We start from the raw sequence: 18949 nt of genomic DNA on the forward strand, positions 1-18949 counted from the left end.
AGGTCCTCGGCGGGTCCCGTCGAAAATTTCCGCGAAGTTCACAGTGGCCGAGGTGCTGACAGATCGCGTGAACGCCAGGTACCGTCCTGAGCCAGTTCACTCGTGTGGACTACACCAACCACCTTCCTACAACGGATCGTCCGGCACGTTCCTGCCGGTAGAAGGGGGCCCATCACCATGGCCACTGTCACGTTCGACAAGGCGACCCGGATCTACCCGGGTTCCACCAAGCCCGCCGTCGACTCGCTCGACATCGCGATCGAGGACGGCGAGTTCCTCGTCCTGGTCGGCCCGTCGGGTTGCGGAAAGTCCACCTCGCTGCGGATGCTCGCGGGCCTGGAGGACGTCAACGGCGGCGCCATCCGCATCGGTGACCGCGACGTCACGCACCTGCCGCCCAAGGACCGGGACATCGCCATGGTGTTCCAGAACTACGCTCTGTACCCGCACATGACGGTCGCCGACAACATGGGCTTCGCGCTCAAGATCGCGGGTGTCAACAAGGCGGAGATCCGGCAGAAGGTCGAGGAGGCCGCGAAGATCCTCGACCTCACCGAGTACCTGGACCGCAAGCCGAAGGCGCTCTCCGGTGGTCAGCGTCAGCGTGTCGCCATGGGCCGCGCGATCGTGCGTGAGCCGCAGGTGTTCCTCATGGACGAGCCGCTGTCCAACCTGGACGCCAAGCTCCGTGTGAGCACCCGTACGCAGATCGCGTCGCTGCAGCGCCGCCTCGGCATCACCACGGTCTACGTCACCCACGACCAGGTCGAGGCCATGACGATGGGCGACCGGGTGGCCGTGCTCAAGGACGGTCTGCTCCAGCAGGTCGACTCGCCGCGGAACATGTACGACAAGCCCGCGAACCTCTTCGTCGCCGGCTTCATCGGCTCCCCGGCCATGAACCTGATCGAGGTCCCGATCACCGACGGTGGCGTGAAGTTCGGCAACAGTGTCGTCCCCGTCAACCGGGAGGCGCTGAAGGCCGCCACCGACAAGGGTGACAAGACGGTGACCGTGGGTGTGCGCCCCGAGCACTTCGACGTGGTCGAGCACAACGGCGGCACTGCCGCGTCCCTGACGAAGGACAGCGCGGACGCTCCGGCCGGTCTCGCGGTGTCGGTGAACGTGGTCGAGGAGACCGGCGCCGACGGTTACGTGTACGGAACCGTCGAGGTCGGCGGCGAGAAGAGGGACCTGGTGGTCCGCGTCAGCAGCCGTTCCGTGCCGGAGAAGGGCTCCACGCTGCACGTGGTGCCGCGGCCGGGTGAGATCCACGTGTTCTCGACGTCCACGGGTGAGCGTCTCTCCGACTGAGCGCGTGTGCGCGGCACGCATGCACACAGGCTGAGCTGCGTGTTTGTGCCGCGTTGACGAAAGGGGCCCTGCGGAGTGCCGCAGGGCCCCTTTCGCGCTGTTTGCGCGTGTGGATATACCCCGGCACAGCAATCAATTCGGGCGGGCCTCGTCAACCCCTTACCCAGAAAGTGGCACTGTCTCATCCCCCGAAAGGGTGACTAAATGTCGCCAAATCATTACCCCGCGCTACCCTCACACGCGTGAAGCACTCCACCAACCCTCAGACGCGACGCGGCCACCGGGGCGGCCCTGCCCGCCGGATCGGCCGCACTCTCGCCCTTGTCCTGCCCGTCGTCCTGGTGCTCTCGGGAACCCTCGCGGTGACCCGGGTCAACTGGACGGGAAGCCCCTCCAGCTCGGTGCTGGCCGCCTCGGACGTCTCCTCGGCGGAGGTCTCCACCAAGACGGTCTCCCGCGCTCCGGAGGACGTGCTCCGTGACCGGCTGATCGCCGAGCTGCAGAAAAGGAACCCCGGTGTCGTCCTCACCCACCTCCAGCAGGCGGTGAACGGGCGCCCCTCGCTGGCCCGGCACTGTTCCGCGATCGCCCGCGCCCTGGGCCAGGCGGCGGCGCGCATCTACGGCGTCCCGCGCGCCCAGTCCTACGCCCGTCCGGTGTGCGACACGTCGTTCGCCTCGGGCGTGCTGGCCGCGCGCGGCTGAACGGGGCGCCGGGCAGGGCCAAAAGCCGGTGAGCGCTCCTTCGGGTAACGGCTGCCCGAGGAGCGCGCCACCGCCGGACGGCCCCGGGCGTGGGCCACGTACAGTGCGGTCATGACCCATCCCAACGCCGCGTCGCGCCCCACTCAAGCCGTGGTCCTGGCCGGTGGCCAGGGCTCCCGGCTGCGTCCGTACACCGACGACCGGCCCAAGCCGATGGTCGAGATCCCCGGCACGGGGACTCCGATCATCGGCCATCAGCTGACCTGGCTCGCCGAGGAAGGCGTGACCGACGTGGTCGTGTCCTGCGGCCACCTCGCCGACGTCCTGCAGAAGTGGCTGGACTCCGCCGACCTGCCGCTCTCCGTCACCACCGTGGTGGAGACCGAGCCCCTCGGCCGTGGCGGCGGCCTCAAGTACGCCGCCGCGCGTCTTCCCCACCCGGATCGGCCCTGGTACGCCACCAACGGCGACATCTGGACCCGCTTCTCCCTGCGGGACATGGCCGACTTCCACACCGAGCGGGACGCCGTAGCGACCTTGGCCCTGGCCCGGCCGCGTATCCCCTGGGGTGCGGTGAAGACGGACGGGTTCGGGCACATCACCGACTTCATCGAGGCCCCGCCGTCGACGTTCGAGATCAACGCGGGTGTGTATGTGTTCTCGCCCGGGTTCGCGGAGTTGCTGCCGGAGCGGGGGGATCACGAGCGGACCACGTTTCCCGGGCTGGCCCGGGAGCGGAAGCTTGCCGGGTTCCCAATTCCGCAGGGGGCTTACTGGCGGGCCATCGATACGGCCAAGGATCTCACCGAGGCGGCCAAGGAGTTGGCGGCGTTGGGGCGGTAGTCGTGCCGTCGAAGCGGTAGTCGTGCCGTCAAGAAGGGGCCCCGTACCTCCACTGGTACGGGGCCCCTTTTGTCCGGCTCGGTCAGCCCAGCAGGCCTCCCACCAGGCCCGGCTGGCCGCTGGACGAAGAACCGCCCGAGCCGCCGGAGGTGGACGTGCCGCCGGAGGTGGAACTGCCGCCGGTGCTGGTCGGGCCCGCTGTGGTGCTCGGGGCGCCGCCCGTCGGGGAGGACTGGCGGGGCGGGGTCTGGCCCGTTGTGCCCTGGGTCTGGCTGGGGGTCGTGGTCGTACCGCCGGCGCTGCGGGTGGCGCCCGGGGTGGTCGCCGCGCCGGAGGGGCTCGCGCCGGCCGTGGCGCCGCCCGTGGGCGAAGTGGAGGCGGACGGGGTCTTCTTGCGCTGTCCGGGCTCCTGGGGGACCGGGGAGCCGGGGAGGTTGTTGCGGGGGGCCTCGCCCGGGCCGGGGACGACGACGCGGCTGGAGTCGCGTACGGCGCCGCCGAGGAGGGAGCCGACGAGGAGGGTGACGCCGACGGTGACGGCCGTGATCAGGGCGCCGCGGCGCAGGACGTAGCGGCGCAGGTCCCAGATGTCGGCGCGGGGGCCGAGGCGGCGCCAGGCGCCGGCGGCCAGGCGGCCGTCCACGGAGTAGACGGGGGCGCCGGCGATGATCAGCGGGGACCAGGCGGCCATGTAGATGATGTCGGGGGCGTCGTAGGCGGGGACCGTCTTCCAGCTGACCGTGACGATCAGGGCGGCGGACAGCAGGGCTCCCACGATCGCGGCGACGCGCTGCCAGCAGCCGAGGACGGTCAGGACGCCGACGGCCACCTGGAGGAAGGCGATGACCAGGCCGGAGCCGACGGGGTGGTGCAGGGCGAACTGGCGCAGTGGCTCGGCGACCTCCCAGGGGTGCAGTGTGTTGAGCCACTTGACCATGGAGCCGCGTTTGCCGCCGTCGAAGTAGAGCGGGTCGCACAGCTTGCCCATGCCGGCGTAGACGGAGATGAAGCCGAGGAAGATGCGCAGGGGGAGGAGGACGACGCCGAGGTTCATCCGGCGGCCGGGGAAGTAGGCGTGCCGGGCCGGGTCGTCCCCGTGCCGGCGGGCGGGGCGGGGGGCATCGGGGTCGGAGGGGTCGGCGTAGTCGTCGTACTCGTCGTACTCGCCGTAGCCGTCGTGGCCGTCGTACGGCTCGAAGTCGGTGTCCGGGTAGGGGGGTTCGTCGTAGGCGCCGCCGACGGTGCGCATGTGCGGGAGCAGGCGGGTGCCGGCGGTGGCGTCGGGGGCCGTGCGCTGGTGGCCCACGACCGGCGTCTCGACCGTCTGGTCCAGCCTGTCGTAGGCGTCGTCGTAGTCGGTTCCGACGCGTGGGATGACCTGGGTGGCGCCGGGCTCGGGCTCGTCGACGTGGCGGACGCTGCTGCCCCGCACGGCCTGGAGGAGCCGGTGGGCGCCGGTGTCGTCGGGGGCGGACTTGCCGCTCCACACGACGGGGCGGCGACGGCCGGCCGCGGCGCCCGGCCGGCCCGCCGTGCCCACGACGGGCATCCGGGCGGCGTCCTGGGCGGCGCTCAGATGCCGGGCGATCCGCGGGGATTGGGCGCGCTTCGTCGATGCGCCCAGCTGCACGCGGAAGCTGGCGTGATTGACGATGACCTGCGCCGGATCGCTCGGCACCTTCACCATGCTCAGCGCGGGAGCGTCGTCGGCCCCGGACTGGAATCCCGACGAGCGTCCCCCCGTGGGTGTGCGGGGTGTTCTGGTGTCCACACTCATCTAACCGAGCGACGTGGAGTTAGGACACTGCTTTGACCGGGCGGATGTGTCCGGACCCCGTCAAAGCGGCCTCGAACGCCACATGGGCGCCAGAATTACCCCGCAAGGGTGAATTCGCGGACGGGTGTTCAGTCCCGTCGGCGTGCCGTTACGTCAGCTGCGCCTGCGGGCCGCCTCGTACAGCACGATGCCCGCCGCCACGCCGGCGTTGAGCGACTCCGCGCCGCCCGGCATCGGGATGCGGACGCGGGCGTCGCAGGTTTCGCCGACCAGGCGGGACAGGCCCTTGCCCTCGCTGCCGACGACGATGACGACCGGGCCGTCGAGTGCTTCCAGGTCGCCGAGTTCGACCTCGCCGTCCGCCGCCAGGCCCACGACCGTGATGCCGGCCTTCTTGTACGCCTCCAGGGCGCGGGTGAGGTTGGTGGCGCGGGCGACCGGGGTGCGGGCGGCCGTGCCGGCGGAGGTCTTCCAGGCGCCGGCGGTCATGCCGGCCGAGCGGCGCTCGGGCACGACGACGCCGTGGCCGCCGAAGGCGGAGACGGAGCGGACGACCGCGCCGAGGTTGCGCGGGTCGGTGACGCCGTCGAGGGCGACGACGAGCGGGTCCTCGCCCTCGTCGGCGGCGGCGTCGAGCAGGTCCTCGGGGTGGGCGTACTCGTACGGCGGGACCTGGAGGACGAGGCCCTGGTGGTTGAGGCCGTTCGTCATGCGGTCCAGCTCGGGGCGGGGGGCCTCCATCAGGTTGATGTTGCCGCGCTCGGCGGCGAGCTGGAGGGCCTCGCGGACGCGCTCGTCGTTGTCGATGAACTGCTGGACGTACAGGGTGTTGGCGGGAACGCCCTCGCGGAGCGCCTCGACGACCGGGTTGCGGCCGACGACCAGCTCGGAGGTCGACCTGCCGCCGCCCCGGCGCTGCTGCGGGCGGCCCTGGGCACGGCGGGTCTTGGCCGCGGCGGCGCGCTGCTTGGCGTGACCCTTGCGCATCTCGGCGGGCGGGGTCGGGCCCTTGCCCTCCAGGCCCCGGCGCCGCTTGCCGCCGCTGCCGACCTGCGCGCCCTTCTTGCCGGACATGCGGCGGTTGTTCGCGGCCATGACCTACCTGTTCTCTGCGTCTTCTGCGGGAAAAGTGTGCGTACGTCTATGCAGTGTGCCGCCCGGGGGGCCGGGCGGCACAATCGATCAAGGGTCGGGGCCTACCGGGACCCGAGGGTCCAGCGCGGGCCCTGCGGGCTGTCCTCGATGACCAGGCCCGACTGGTTCAGCTGGTCGCGGATGGCGTCGGCGGTGGCCCAGTCCTTGCGGGTGCGGGCGGACTCGCGCTGGTCGAGGACGAGTCGGACGAGGCTGTCGACCACGCCGTGCAGGTCCTCGCTCTGGTCGGACTCCCCCGCCCAGTGTGCGTCGAGCGGGTCGAGGCCGAGGACGCCGAGCATGGCCCGTACCTCGGCCAGGCGCTCGACGGCGGCCTCCTTGTCGTCGGCGGCCAGCGCGCTGTTGCCCTGCCGGACGGTGGTGTGCACGACGGCGAGGGCCTGCGGGACGCCCAGGTCGTCGTCCATCGCCTCGGCGAAGGCGGGCGGGACCTCGCCGGCCGGCTCCACGGTCTTGCCGGCGAGCTCGGTGACGCGCTGCACGAAGCCCTCGATCCGCGCGAACGCCGACTCGGCCTCGCGCAGCGACTCCTCGCTGTACTCGATCATCGAGCGGTAGTGCGGGGTGCCGAGGTAGTAGCGCAGGACGACGGGCCGCCACTGCTTGACCATCTCGCTGACCAGGACGCTGTTGCCGAGCGACTTGGACATCTTGTCGCCGGCCATGGTGACCCAGGCGTTGTGCACCCAGTACTGGGCGAAGTCGTCGCCGTAGGCCTTGGCCTGGGCGATCTCGTTCTCGTGGTGCGGGAAGATCAGGTCCAGGCCGCCGCCGTGGATGTCGAAGGCGGTGCCCAGGTACTTGTGCGCCATGGCCGAGCACTCCAGGTGCCAGCCGGGACGGCCCTCTCCCCACGGGGTCGGCCAGGTCGGCTCGCCCGGCTTCGCCGCCTTCCACAGGGCGAAGTCGCGCGGGTCCCGCTTGCCGGTCTCGCCCTCGCCGGACGGCTGGAGCAGGTTGTCCAGCTCCTGCCGGGACAGCTGGAGGTACTGCGGGAAGGACCGTACGTCGAAGTAGACGTTGCCGTCGGCGGCGTAGGCGTGGCCGCGGTCGATGAGGCGCTGCATCATCTCGACCATCTCGGTGATGTGGCCGGTGGCGCGCGGCTCGTAGGTCGGCGGGAGGCAGCCGAGGGCGGTGTAGCCCTCGTTGAACGCGCGTTCGTTCTCGTACCCGATCGACCACCAGGGGCGGCCCTGCTCATGGGCCTTGGTGATGATCTTGTCGTCGATGTCGGTGACGTTCCTGATGAACGTCACCGCATAGCCGCGGTACTCGAACCACCGGCGCATGATGTCGAAGTTGAGCCCCGACCGGATGTGCCCGATGTGCGGTGCGGCCTGCACGGTGGCACCACACAGGTAGATCGAGACACAGCCCGGCTGGAGCGGGGTGAAGTCACGAATCTGCCGGGCGCTGGTGTCGTACAGGCGAATGGTCACCACTCCAGAGTAGTGGGCCCCGGGTGGTGCCTCGTGCCGCTCGGCTCAGAACACTCCGCTCAGGACATCCCCACGACCTTCTCCGGGGTGATCCTGACGATCACGCGGTCGGCGTCGTTGACCGAATCCGGGTTGAACTCCGCGTATTTCTTGCCGGTGTACTTCAGTGACAGTTCGTCGATCAGTTCCTTGGCGCCCTGCGTGGCGAACTCCGCGGTGCCCCGGATCTCGGCGTAGACGTACGGCATCTCGGGGTCCTGGACGACGACGCTCACCCGGGGGTCGCGGTCGAGGTTCTTCTTCTTGCGGCGGTCGACGGTCGTGGAGAACAGGACCTGGTCACCGTCCCGCTTCACCCACACCGGGGACAGCTGAGGCCGGCCGTCGGACTGGATCGTGCCGACCACGATGAAGATGGGACTGTCGAGCAGGGACTTGAGCCGGTCGGGCAGGGTGGCGGGGGGCATGGGTACCTCCTTAAGTCAACGGTGACTCTCCGGGTACCCTCGCACGCTCTCCGCTCACCCGCACCACGAGCAACGGGCCGCCGGCGGCTCAGCCCGTACGGACCACCAGTGCCGTCGCGATCGCCATCAGCCCCTCCTCGCGGCCCGGGAAGCCGAGGCCGTCCGTCGTGGCGCCGGAGACGGAGACGGGCGCACCGGCCGCCTCGGCGAGGAGCTTCTGCGCCTCGTCCCGGCGCTTGCCGATCTTCGGGCGGGGGCCGACGACCTGCACGGCGATGTTGCCGATGGTGAAACCGGCCGCGCGGACGATCCGGGCGGCCTCCGTCAGAAGGGTCACGCCCGAGGCGCCGGACCACTCGGGGCGGCCGGTGCCGAAGTGCTGTCCGAGGTCACCGAGGCCGGCGGCGGAGAAGAGGGCGTTGCAGGCGGCGTGGGCGACCACGTCCGCGTCGGAGTGCCCGGCCAGGCCCGGCCCCTCGCCCTCCCACTTCAGGCCCGCGCACCACAGCTCGCGGCCCTCCTCGAAGGCGTGGATGTCGGTGCCGATGCCCACCTGCGGCAGGACGACGCCCGGCGGCAGGCGGAGATCCGGTGCTTCAGAAGCCATCGTTCAGCCTCCTGCGGGCCAGGACCGCCTCGGCGAGGACCAGGTCGAGGGGGCGGGTGACCTTGAAGGCCTCCTCGTGCCCGGGGACGGCGACGACCGTCAGGCCGAGCTGCTCGACCATGCTCGCGTCGTCGGTGACGTTGTCGGTGATCGTCTCGTGGGCGCGGACCAGGGTCGCGCGGTCGAAGCCCTGGGGTGTCTGGACGGCGCGCAGGCGGGCGCGCTCCGGGGTGGCGACGACCGGCTCCGGCTCGCCGGGCGCGCTCGCGGGCTCGACCTCCTTGACGGTGTCGGCGAGCGGGAGCGCGGGGACGACGGCGGGGGCGCCCGCGCGTACGGCCTCCACGACGGCGTCGACCGTGTCGACCGGGACGAGCGGGCGGGCCGCGTCGTGGACCAGGACGACGCCGTACTCGGGGGGAAGCGCGTCGAGGCCGAGCCTGACCGACTCCTGGCGGCTGTCACCGCCGGGGACGACCAGGAAGTCGGTCCTCCCCCAGCTACCGCTGGGGGTACCCCCAGGCAGCGCGTGCGCGTCGAGCAGCGACTTGACCTCGGCGGCGCCGTCCGGCGGGGCCACGACGATCACCAGGGAGACATAGCGGGAGGCGGCGAGTGCGCGGACCGCGTGGATGAGCATGGGCGTGCCGTTCAGCGCGCGGAGCGCCTTGGGGGCGCCCGGACCGAGGCGTACGCCCCGGCCGGCGGCGGGAATCACGGCGGCGACGCCGGCTTCGGCGGGGGTCTGCGCGGGCGAAGGGCGCGATTCGTCAGACATCGGTTCCTGTCAGGTTTGTGTGCTCGACCTAGGTGGGTATGGCCTGGAGGAGTGCCGGGCGCGACGCCTTGACCGGACCCTTTCCGTGACCCTGGTCGAGCCATCTGCCCGGGCCCGGCACGCCAAGCAGGGGGCCCGCTTTCCCTGAGGTTGTACGGCAGGCGTTTCGGCGCCGTGTTTACGGCTGCCGAAGCCGCGCTGAAGCTTTGCGGCTATTTTCGGGGACGAACATGCCGCAGCGCCCGGCGACATGGTCAATGTCATCGGGCACCGCGGCATTTCACTGTGCTGAGCGTGACGGAAGCGAAGGTTCGCTGCCGTGGCGCGTCAGGAGGCGAGCACCTCGTCGAGCAGGGCCTCGGCCTTGTCCTCGTTCGTGTTCTCCGCGAGAGCCAGCTCGCTCACCAGGATCTGGCGGGCCTTGGCGAGCATGCGCTTCTCACCGGCGGAGAGCCCTCGCTCGCGCTCACGACGCCACAGGTCACGCACGACTTCCGCGACCTTGATGACATCGCCGGAGGCGAGCTTCTCCAGGTTTGCCTTGTAACGACGGGACCAGTTCGTGGGCTCCTCGGCGTACGGCGCGCGCAGCACCTCGAAGACCCGGTCCAGCCCATCCTGACCGACCACATCACGCACACCCACGAACTCAGCATTGTCCGCTGGCACACGTACCGTCAGGTCACCCTGGGCGACCTTCAGCACCAAGTAGGTCTTGTCCACGCCTTTGATCTGGCGAGTTTCGATGGCCTCGATCAGCGCGGCCCCGTGATGGGGATAGACCACGGTGTCGCCAACCTTGAACGTCATGTGACAGGTACCCCTTCCGTGGCTATCCAGGGTAACACGGATACGGCGTCTTCTGAATGGCGTTTTCGCAGGTCAGGGCATATCTCGGGGCTTGACAACTGCGACAGGAACGTGCTGCGAGGGGCCTGCGGAAGCGGGAATTCGCAGGTCGGAGGGGCTCTTCGGGCGAGGTGAAACGCGTACGTTACACACTCCGGGAGCCGCCTCCAAGTGGACGAACGTCCCGTTTTGTCCACTTCCAAGCGTACGACTTCCGCTACTCCGTTCGGTGCCTCGAGGCCGATCCGGGCCGATTCCGGAATTGATCAACGGCCGTCCGGCCCGGTGCCGAGTGATCAATATCGAGACAGTCGTCGAAGAGGTCGTCGAAGGGATCGTCGAAGAGGGCGACGAAGGGATCGCCGAGGAGGCGCGCATTCCTTCACGGAAATTTTGCGAGCGGTTATGTGAATGACGGACCAGCGCTCGGCAAAGTGACCGGAGGGTCACTTGTGACGGGAGTGACGAAGGGCTCGCGGTACCCCCAGCCGGAGGCAAGCCGGGGGCTTGGGGAGGGTCGGGTGCGGCGGCGTGGGAACGGCTCGGTAACCTAAGGCCGCTGACAGACACTTAGGGTGGCTTTATAAGGGGAGCCGCCCGCGCGTTCAAGGAGTTGCCGCCGCCGTGAGCAGCAGCCTTCGACGCGGCGCTCTCGCCGCTTCCGCCATCGTCTTCTCGATCGCCTCGCTCGCCGCCTGTGGCGCCGGCAACGACTCACAGACCCTGGGGATCAAGCCGGACAACGCGGCGACCTCGGTAGGCAACATCAAGATCCAGAACGCCCTGGTGATCACCCAGCCCGACCTGAAGTCGACGGGTCCGGCGGTGATCTCCGCGACCCTGTTCAACCAGGGCGGCACGGACGAGACCCTGCAGTCGATCGCCATCCCGGGCAGCACCCAGACGGTGAAGCTGACCCCGGCCAAGGGCGGCAACCTGACCGTCCCGGCGCACGGCTCCCTGATCCTCGGCGGCAAGGGCAACGCCTCCGCCGAGATTCCCAGCGGCCGCGAGTCGGTCCAGGACGGCAACGCCCAGAAGATCACCTTCACCTTCAGCACGACCGGTGCCGTGAGCCTGCAAGCCTTCGTGGTGCCGGCCACCAGCTACTTCGACAAGTGGGGCCCGAGCCAGATCCCGTCCGGCCCTGCGACGGCCTCCCCCGCCCCGGGCGCCACCGCCTCCGGCAGCGCCAAGCCGGGCAAGCACGGCAAGGCCACCCCGTCGGCGACCGCGAGCAACACCGCGAGCACGGCCGCGACCCCGAGCGACTCCGCCTCCCAGTCCGCCGCCGGCCAGTGAGCAGCCGCACGGGCCACTGAGCGGCCACACGCACGAGGGCGGCACCCCAGCACGGGGTGCCGCCCTTCGTCGTGGAACCGCTGCAGCCGGCGTACGCGGTGTACGGCCCGTACAGCAGACGCGTACGGTTTACGGCTCGAACTTGTAGCCCAGCCCCCGCACCGTCACCAGGTAACGCGGCGCACCCGGGTCCGGCTCGATCTTGGCGCGCAGGCGCTTGACGTGGACGTCCAGCGTCTTGGTGTCACCCACGTAGTCGGCGCCCCAGACGCGGTCGATGAGCTGCATGCGGGTCAGGACGCGGCCGGCGTTGCGCAGGAGCATCTCCAGGAGGTCGAACTCCTTCAGGGGCAGGTCGACCTTGGAGCCGGAGACGGTGACCACGTGGCGGTCGACGTCCATGCGGACCGGCCCCGCCTCCAGCGCGGCCGGGGCGACCTCCTCCGGCTCGCCGCGGCGGCGCAGGACGGCGCGGATGCGGGCGACCAGCTCACGCGAGGAGAACGGCTTGGTGACGTAGTCGTCGGCTCCTATTTCGAGGCCGACCACCTTGTCGATCTCGCTGTCCTTGGCCGTCACCATGATCACGGGAACGTTGGAGCGGCCGCGCAACTGGCGGCACACCTCGGTGCCGGGCAGCCCCGGCAGCATCAGGTCGAGGAGGACGAGGTCGGCGCCGTTGCGCTCGAACTCGTCGAGTCCGTCGGGGCCCGTGGCCGCAACGGCGACCTCGAAGCCCTCCTTGCGGAGCATGTACGACAGGGCGTCGGAGAAGGACTCCTCGTCCTCGACGACGAGCACTCGGGTCACGGAAGGACCTCCGGGGCGGGAAGCGGTTCGTACGGGGATGAGTCGGGGGCGCCGCCGTCCTCGTCATCGAGGTCGGGGTGCTGTTGTGCGCGGTCGCGGGCCGCGCCCGCCTCCGGCAGCCTGAGGGTGAAGGTGGAGCCCTGGCCTTCGGCACTCCAGACCGTGACCTCCCCGCCGTGCGAGGCGACCACGTGCTTGACGATCGCGAGACCCAGACCGGTGCCTCCGGTCTGCCGGGAGCGGGCCGGGTCGACGCGGTAGAAGCGCTCGAAGATGCGCTCCTTGTCCTTGTCGGAGATGCCGATGCCCTGGTCCGTCACGGCGAGCTCGATCATGTCGCCACCGGGTGCGTTGACCCGGCGGGCGGCTATGCCGACGCGGGTGCGGGCCGGGGAGTAGTTCACGGCGTTCTCGACCAGGTTGCCCAGGGCCGCCGCGAGCTGGCCGCGGTTGCCCCAGACGTGCAGGTCGGCGGTGCCGCCCGCGGCCATGGTGATCTGCTTGGTGCCGGCCTGGTGGCGGCAGCGGTCGACGGCCTCGGCGACCAGCTCGTCCACGCGGACGGGCTCGGCGTCCTCCAGCGGGTCGTCGTTCTGCACCCGGGAGAGGTCGATCAGCTCCTGGACCAGGTTGGTCAGGCGGGTCGCCTCGATCTGCATACGGCCCGCGAAGCGCTGCACGGCCTCGGGGTCGTCGGAGGCGTCCATGACCGCCTCGGACAGCAGGGAGAGGGCGCCGACGGGTGTCTTCAGCTCATGGCTCACATTGGCCACGAAGTCCCGTCGTACGGCCTCGATCCTCCTGGCCTCGGTCAGGTCCTCGACCAGCAGCAGGACCAGACGGGAGCCGAGCGGGGCCACGCGCGCGGAGACGGCGAGCGCCTCTCCGCGTCCGGTGCCACGCCGGGGCAGGTCCAGCTCGACCTGGCGTATCTCGCCGTCGCGTCTCGTGTCCCTGGCCATCTGGAGCATGGGTTCGACGGCGAGCTTGCCGCCGCGGACCAGCCCGAGGGCGTAGGCGGCGGAGCTGGCCTTGACCACTGCGTCGGCCTCGTCGAGGACGACGGCCGAGGAGCGGAGCACGGACAGCACGGTGTCCACGCCGGGCGGGAGTACGGGATCGGTGTGCAAGGAAGTCCTGGTCGGTCGCTTCTGGTCGCGTTCGCTCCAGCGGAACGCCAGCATGGCGATGACACCGGTGAGCACCCCGGCGATCGCTGCCGCTGCGGCGACCGCCGCGTTCACGTCCATGCGTCCAGGTTAAGCAGGCCCTACGACAAGACCACAGCCGTCGAGGTGCGACCTCGGACACTCGTCGCTCAGAGTTCACCTTGGGGCCAGGATTGGTTCATTTGGGGTGGCGGAAACGGACGCGTGCGGGACAGAACGTGGGAGCGTGGGGACCAAGCACACCTATGAGAGGGAACCCTGATGCGGGACGCGTACCACGAGGAACTTGACTCGATCGGCGACGGTCTGGTGGAGATGGCCCGGCTGGTCGGGTCGGCGATCGGGCGCGCCACGACCGCCATGCTGGACGCCGATCTGAAGCTGGCCGAGAGCGTGATCGAGGCCGACCAGAAGGTCGACGAGCTCCAGCACGACCTGGAGGCCCGGGCCATAGCCCTGCTCGCCCGGCAGCAGCCGGTGGCGACCGACCTGCGGATCGTCGTCACCTCGCTGCGCATGTCCGCCGACCTGGAGCGGTCCGGCGACCTCGCCCAGCACGTGGCGAAGCTGGCCCGGCTGCGCTTCCCCGAGCGCGCGGTGCCGCGCGACCTGCACGCCACGATCCTGGAGATGGGCCAGCTCGCGCAGCGCCTGATGGCGAAAGCGGCCGAGGTGATCATCACCAAGGACGTCGACCTGGCGCTGCAGCTGGAGCAGGACGACGACGAGATGGACCTGCTGCACCGCACCCTGTTCCAGCACCTGATCGACGAGCGCTGGAAGCACGGCATCGAGACGGCGGTGGACGTCACCCTGCTCGGCCGCTACTACGAGCGCTACGCCGACCACGCCGTGGCCGTCGCCAAGCGGGTCGTCTACCTGGTCACGGGCGAGCACGCGGACGAGCTCCAGCCGGACATCCAGCCGGTGACGGGGGTCGAGGGCGCGTAGCCCTCCGGGAGGCGCGGGGGTTCGCGGCCGTCGGTTTCCCGGCCCTCGGCGTCCGGGCCCGGGCGATCTCGGCGTCTCGGGCCCGGGTTCGCGGGCCTCGGCGTCCCAGAGCCTCGGTTCGCGGGCCTCGGCGTCCCAGAGCCCGGTTTTCGCGGATCTCGGCGTCTCGGCGCTATCCCGCCCCGCTTCCTCGACCCAGCGCCGCAGGGCCGCGCGCAGCCGCTCCCTGAACTGGGGGAAGTGGGCCGTCGATGGTGACCGAGGCCAGCAGGCGGTCCAGCTCGGCCGTGAGGTCCTCCGGCGCTAGCAGCCATTCAGGGCCTCGGTTCGCGGACCTCGGCGCCACGGATCTCGGCGTTTCAGAGCCGCGGTTCGGGTTCGCGAGGCTCGGGTTCGCGAGGCTCGGGTTCGTGGGGCCCTCCGCTTTCGGAGGCTGGTTTCGCGGGGCTCTGCTTCCTGGGCTGGTCCGGTGCGAGGCGGGGCGCTTGTCGGCGGCTGTCGGGTGGTGTCTAGGGCGCGGGGGCGCCTCCGTGCGCCGTTGATGCGCCCAGGGAAGCGGGCATGCAATAGGCGAGGGCATCCCTGCCCCAGCGTCCAGGAGGGACCCATGGCCGAATCCCCCAGCACCACGCCCGACCCCACCCAGGAGCGCGAGACCGACCAGCCCGCCGAGACCAGGAGCCTTCCACTGATAGCTGCGTGCGGCTGCGGCTCCGGCTGCGGGTGCGGGTGCCAGTCGGGCGGACCCTGCCAGTGCGGCTGAGGGTCCGTACGACGTCGTAGGGCCGGTGTGGGTCCGATGTACACCGGCCCTTTCCCATGAGCCGCGGCAGGCCTCGACGACCTCAATGAGCCCCATGGCCCTGCGCCCTCCGGTGCAGGGCCTCCCGGGCCTCACCGAGTTCGTCCCCGGCCCGACGAGGCGGCGGCGAACCCGACGGCAGGTGGCGGAAGCCGGCTACGGCCGGGGAACCAGGGCGGGTGGTCGCGGCGGCGGCGCCTGGGCGAGGGCTGCCGCGAGCCGGACGGTGCCGAGCCCATGGTCGCACGACGGCACGGAGCAGGGTGCCGGCGCCACGGGCGGTCGGAAAGGCCGTACCGCTCCATGCGCCGTCGAGAACGGTCTGGCAGGGCCCGCCCCCCACTCGCCGAGCTGCAGCACACGCGCACCAGGTGACGCGCACGCCCTTCCCGCCGGAGATCCCGCCCCGCGCGGCGGCGCCGGCGTCTCACTGAGCCGCGGCCGTGCCCGCCTGTCCAGCGGCACACCGCACCGCGGCACCATGGCCATCACCCCCGTCGTAGCGTCCCGTCAGCACACATGAGCTGTTCTCCGGGAGATCGGCGATCCGGCGTGGCCGCGATGCCTCCGATTGGGTCAGTCCGGCGGGCGGGGGGCGATACCGGCCCGGGATCCTGGGATGTGACCGTGGCCTGCCACCCGGCTGCCCAGCTCAGCGGCGTCCACCCGTGGCCGGCCCCCTATCCGCGGGGACCTGGATGAGCCGAGAACCGACGTATGTGGCGGTTGTCTCCGACTGCCCGCTCCTTCTGCACGGCCTGATCCGCGTCGTCGACGGCGCGCCGGAGCTGCGGCGGCTGCACGCGGCGGGCACCGACGGCGCACCACCGCACGAGGTCGGCCAGGCGGAGGTGGTCCTGCTCAATCTGCGCGCCTCCGTCCGCGAGATCTGCGACCTGGTGGCCCGGCTGCACGAGAAGGGCCGCCGGGTGGTCGTACTGTCGGCCGCCGCGACCCAGACCGACCTCGTGCTGTTCATCGAGGCCGGGGCCCGGGGCTATGTGAGTCAGTGGGCGAGGGAGGAGGAACTGCTGACCGCGCTGCGAGCCGTCGCCGCCGGCCGCAGCTATTTCTCCACCGGATTTTTCGGTGACCACGACGTCCACAAGAATCCACCCCGTATCACCGAGCGGGAGCAGCAGATTCTGCACCTCGTCGCGAACGGGGCCACCGACCGGGAAATCGCCGCTGAATTGAATATCAGCGAGCACACCGTGCATTCCCATCTGGACCGGCTGTGCAGCAAGACCGGATACCGCCGCCGGGCCGATCTCACGCGGCTCGCGCTGAGGCGGGGGATGGCCGCCATGGAGCCCGCCGAGGAGGGGTAGTTCTCCCCACACCGCCTGGGCTGTTCTGCCTCTGGTTCTTCCGCGGACCGACAGAGATCCTCAAGTACGTCCGTGTGAAACTCAACCAGGGTTGGGAAAATGGACAAAAAACTCAGGAAGATCTGTGTCGCGGTGACGGCCTCCTCCTGCCTGGCGGCCGGCGCCTGGGGCATTTCGGCAACGGACGCCGGCGCGACGTCGAAGACAACAGCTCTCGCGCCCACCGCCAAGGTCATCAAGTGCTACCGGACGCACAAGGATCCGAAGAAAATCCACTGCTACCAGGTCAAGAAGCGGCACGAGCGCCACAACGGCCGCGACGTCATCGTGATCATCCTGGTGCAGGTTCCCACACCGAAGAATCCCCCGGCCGTCATCGTCGTACCGTCGCTGCCGACCCCGACGACGACGTCACCGGCACCGACCACGACCTCACCCACGCCGGGCACCACGGCGCCGACGCCGAGCCCCACCACGGGCTCCCCCACGCCGACCACCGGGGCGCCGGCCACCACGTCGCCGACCACCGGCCCGACCACCGGGGCGCCGACCACCGGCCCGACCACCGGGGCGCCGACCACCGGCCCGACCACCACTGAGCCGACCACCAGCGCACCGGGCACCGAGTCACCGACCGGCGGCGCCACGGAGACGGGAGCGCCGAGCGCACCGGAAACGGGAGGCACGGACACCGGGGCACCCGGCGGCAGCTGAGCACCCCAGCGCCCTGCCCGGACCTGAGCACAGCACCAGGTCCGGGCAGTGGTGTACGCGGAACCGGTGTTTCTCACCGAACAGGGTGGCAGGCGGGGCTGGTTACTGACGGGTACTGACGCTCTGTAAGATCCACTCCGACCAACGCAGCCCTATCTGGGGGAAACAACTCATGACCAAGCGCTTTTCCGCCCTGGCCCTCTCCGCGGCCCTCGCCGGAGGCTTCTTCCTCACGTCGGTGCCCGCTCACGCCGCCGCGTCGGCCCGCCACCGCGCGGTCTCGGTCAAGGCGGCCTCCGTCACCTGCAACGAGCGCCAGATGCGCCAGCAGATCGCCGACCTCAAGGACAAGGCCGCGAGGCTGAAGCAGCTGGGGGAGTACGACGCGGCCAGGAAGGCGCTCAGCAACGCGGCCGCCCTCCAGCGGAAGCTCGACGCGTGCATCAAGGCCGAGAACGACCAGACCAAGCCGTTCCCGGGATAACCGGATAACCGGAGACTCCGGATCACCGCAGCACGGCAGCCGACCACGGCGGCCACGGCGGACGCACTCCGGGTGCTGGGTTCGTCGAGCGCCGTCGTCTGCACGCGGAGCTCCAATGTCGGCGCCGTCGCCACCTGCACGTCAGCCGGCTTCCGGCGACTCCCCGAGGTCCGGGACCGCCGCCGGGACGCCTGAGCCCCAGGGCCCAGAGCCGCCCCCAGCACGGCGACAAGCCCCCTTCCGGCGGAGAAACCGCAGGCAGGGGGCTCGATCGCTGAGGCTTACTTCTTCTTGCCCTGGGTCTCGTCGGGGATCTTGATGAGCTGGGTTTTTGCTGGTCAGGGGCGGTGGGCTCGTGCTCCTAGCGGTCGTCCTTGGTCGTCCTTGGCCACTGTCGAGCGTCCTCGGACGGCCCAGGGACGGCCCAGCTTCGGAGCGCTCGGCTGACGGCCGGCACCTTCGATGCGACCGTCTGAACCTCAGCCGACGAAAGCCGGCCACGATGGCGGGTGCGCCAACCGATCACGCACGCTTATGCCTCGTTGCACCCCCACCGGCCTCGGGATGGTGTCACGCGCGATGGTGTACCCGATCAGCTGTGAAGTAGTGCGCGGGTGTGCTCCGGCTGATGGTGCCCGCTCCCTGCGCATTGGGTGGGCCACCATGCAACTATTTGCGTCGGCTGCACACGTCGTGGGGCGGCCTCCGCGAGACCGCCCCTGACCACCATCCAGGCCGCTACACTCCCTACCGTCAGGCCGTTGACCAGGAGAAATGCGGCAGTCAGGCTGGAATACTAAGGTCTGTCTGGCGGCGGCCCACGCAGCCGCTGCCGAATCGCGCCTGGGGTAACCCTGCTGTATGAGCTGTCTCAGCAGTTGTCGACGCAGATCCCTTCGCTCATGCCTCCGTAGTAGTAGGTGGGGCTGGTGAAGAACGACTGGGCGAAGACGCCGTGGGTGCCCTGCCAGACCACCGGGGTCGTGACGACGGTGCCGGACGGGCCCTGCACAACTTTGCAGGTGAGGCTGCCGGGGATGACGTTGAGGTTTTCGTCCAGCACTTCGACGCAGAGGTTGATCGAGGTGTTATTGCTGCCGTAGGTCTTGACGGTGCCCCAGACGTTGTGGCCGTCGTACTGGGGGGTGTTGATGCAGGTGTGGACGTACAGGCCGTCCGCGTAGAGGTCGGGGGTACGGCAGGCGGTGACTGTGTTGGCGGCCGAGGCGTTGCTGGCTGTGAGGACACTCGTGGACGCGGCCATCGCCAGCGTCAGCGCCGAGGCGGCAAGGCGGAGCTTCAAGGTGTCTCCTTCGGGAATCGTGGCCGGAAGCCGACGTTCCGCGTGCGGATACCGCTTCAGTCGGGATGCACAACCGGCTGCCCCGCGCAGATGGCGTGGGCCACGACCGGGACCCTATGGGGCTGGATCGGCGCCGAGACAGTACGG

Annotated in this window: 19 protein-coding genes; 9 read left to right on the forward strand and 10 right to left on the reverse strand. The window is 70.3% G+C overall.

Features of this window, described 5'->3' with window-relative positions; translation table 11 throughout:
• Positions 1-177: 177 nt before the first annotated feature.
• The 3 genes from msiK (at position 178) to SRB17_RS30735 (ending at position 2861) form a co-directional block, all read left to right on the forward strand.
• Entirely contained in the window at positions 178-1314 is a 1137-nt protein-coding gene (gene msiK, locus SRB17_RS30725) for a diacetylchitobiose ABC transporter ATP-binding protein MsiK (RefSeq protein ID WP_153543378.1), read from the forward strand.
• A 242-nt stretch (positions 1315-1556) separates the two neighbouring features.
• Positions 1557-2018: a hypothetical protein gene (locus SRB17_RS30730; protein ID WP_323376475.1), complete on the forward strand. Its 462-nt coding sequence runs from the start codon at positions 1557-1559 to the stop codon at positions 2016-2018.
• 111 nt (positions 2019-2129) lie between these two features.
• The gene (locus SRB17_RS30735; RefSeq protein ID WP_153543379.1) at positions 2130-2861 is read left to right on the forward strand and encodes a nucleotidyltransferase family protein; all 732 of its coding nucleotides are present in this window, start codon (positions 2130-2132) and stop codon (positions 2859-2861) included.
• A gap of 82 nt (positions 2862-2943) precedes the next feature.
• Here the strand turns inward: SRB17_RS30735 and SRB17_RS30740 are convergent, their stop codons facing one another.
• From SRB17_RS30740 to SRB17_RS30770, 7 genes are all read right to left on the reverse strand, one after another.
• Positions 2944-4638, reverse strand: a complete 1695-nt coding sequence (locus tag SRB17_RS30740; protein ID WP_153543380.1) for a DoxX family protein — start codon at positions 4636-4638, stop codon at positions 2944-2946.
• 153 nt (positions 4639-4791) lie between these two features.
• A complete protein-coding gene (gene rlmB / locus SRB17_RS30745; protein ID WP_153543381.1) occupies positions 4792-5733 on the reverse strand; it encodes a 23S rRNA (guanosine(2251)-2'-O)-methyltransferase RlmB in 942 nt (313 codons plus the stop codon).
• Positions 5734-5834: 101 nt separating this feature from the next.
• Positions 5835-7235, reverse strand: a complete 1401-nt coding sequence (gene cysS / locus SRB17_RS30750; protein ID WP_323376476.1) for a cysteine--tRNA ligase — start codon at positions 7233-7235, stop codon at positions 5835-5837.
• Between the two features lie 59 nt (positions 7236-7294).
• Complete coding sequence (locus SRB17_RS30755) at positions 7295-7702, reverse strand: PPOX class F420-dependent oxidoreductase (protein ID WP_153543382.1); 408 nt, start codon at positions 7700-7702, stop codon at positions 7295-7297.
• Between the two features lie 88 nt (positions 7703-7790).
• Complete coding sequence (gene ispF / locus SRB17_RS30760) at positions 7791-8309, reverse strand: 2-C-methyl-D-erythritol 2,4-cyclodiphosphate synthase (RefSeq protein ID WP_153543383.1); 519 nt, start codon at positions 8307-8309, stop codon at positions 7791-7793.
• On the reverse strand, positions 8299-9087 hold the full coding sequence (gene ispD, locus SRB17_RS30765) for a 2-C-methyl-D-erythritol 4-phosphate cytidylyltransferase (RefSeq protein ID WP_153543384.1): 789 nt from the start codon (positions 9085-9087) through the stop codon (positions 8299-8301). The genes ispF and ispD overlap by 11 nt, the downstream gene beginning before the upstream one ends.
• Before the next feature lie 327 nt (positions 9088-9414).
• Positions 9415-9897, reverse strand: coding sequence for a CarD family transcriptional regulator (locus SRB17_RS30770; RefSeq protein WP_003953493.1), 483 nt, complete (start codon positions 9895-9897; stop codon positions 9415-9417).
• Between the two features lie 331 nt (positions 9898-10228).
• Here SRB17_RS30770 and SRB17_RS47680 point away from each other — a divergent pair, with 331 nt between their 5' ends.
• The gene (locus SRB17_RS47680; RefSeq protein ID WP_267133462.1) at positions 10229-10351 is read left to right on the forward strand and encodes a hypothetical protein; all 123 of its coding nucleotides are present in this window, start codon (positions 10229-10231) and stop codon (positions 10349-10351) included.
• Between the two features lie 209 nt (positions 10352-10560).
• Positions 10561-11238, forward strand: a complete 678-nt coding sequence (locus tag SRB17_RS30780; protein ID WP_323376477.1) for a DUF461 domain-containing protein — start codon at positions 10561-10563, stop codon at positions 11236-11238.
• A gap of 129 nt (positions 11239-11367) precedes the next feature.
• Here SRB17_RS30780 and SRB17_RS30785 read toward each other — a convergent pair whose 3' ends face one another.
• Both SRB17_RS30785 and SRB17_RS30790 read right to left on the reverse strand, forming a co-directional pair.
• On the reverse strand, positions 11368-12048 hold the full coding sequence (locus SRB17_RS30785) for a response regulator transcription factor (protein ID WP_076087010.1): 681 nt from the start codon (positions 12046-12048) through the stop codon (positions 11368-11370).
• Positions 12045-13298, reverse strand: a complete 1254-nt coding sequence (locus SRB17_RS30790; RefSeq protein WP_153543385.1) for a sensor histidine kinase — start codon at positions 13296-13298, stop codon at positions 12045-12047. The genes SRB17_RS30785 and SRB17_RS30790 overlap by 4 nt, the downstream gene beginning before the upstream one ends.
• 180 nt (positions 13299-13478) lie before the next feature.
• Here SRB17_RS30790 and phoU point away from each other — a divergent pair, with 180 nt between their 5' ends.
• From phoU to SRB17_RS30810, 4 genes are all read left to right on the forward strand, one after another.
• Positions 13479-14168 carry a phosphate signaling complex protein PhoU gene (phoU, locus tag SRB17_RS30795; protein WP_153543386.1) on the forward strand — a complete coding sequence of 230 codons (690 nt, stop codon included), beginning with the start codon at positions 13479-13481 and terminating at the stop codon, positions 14166-14168.
• A 1500-nt stretch (positions 14169-15668) separates the two neighbouring features.
• Complete coding sequence (locus SRB17_RS30800; protein WP_153543387.1) at positions 15669-16301, forward strand: LuxR C-terminal-related transcriptional regulator; 633 nt, start codon at positions 15669-15671, stop codon at positions 16299-16301.
• 99 nt (positions 16302-16400) lie between these two features.
• Positions 16401-17015 carry a hypothetical protein gene (locus SRB17_RS45570; protein ID WP_194294186.1) on the forward strand — a complete coding sequence of 205 codons (615 nt, stop codon included), beginning with the start codon at positions 16401-16403 and terminating at the stop codon, positions 17013-17015.
• A 172-nt stretch (positions 17016-17187) separates the two neighbouring features.
• Positions 17188-17499, forward strand: a complete 312-nt coding sequence (locus tag SRB17_RS30810) for a hypothetical protein (RefSeq protein ID WP_153543388.1) — start codon at positions 17188-17190, stop codon at positions 17497-17499.
• A gap of 871 nt (positions 17500-18370) precedes the next feature.
• Here SRB17_RS30810 and SRB17_RS30815 read toward each other — a convergent pair.
• Positions 18371-18802, reverse strand: coding sequence for a hypothetical protein (locus tag SRB17_RS30815; RefSeq protein ID WP_153543389.1), 432 nt, complete (start codon positions 18800-18802; stop codon positions 18371-18373).
• Between the last annotated feature and the right edge of the window lie 147 nt (positions 18803-18949).

Source organism: Streptomyces sp. RB17, from assembly GCF_009604455.1.
Classification (GTDB): domain Bacteria; phylum Actinomycetota; class Actinomycetes; order Streptomycetales; family Streptomycetaceae; genus Streptomyces.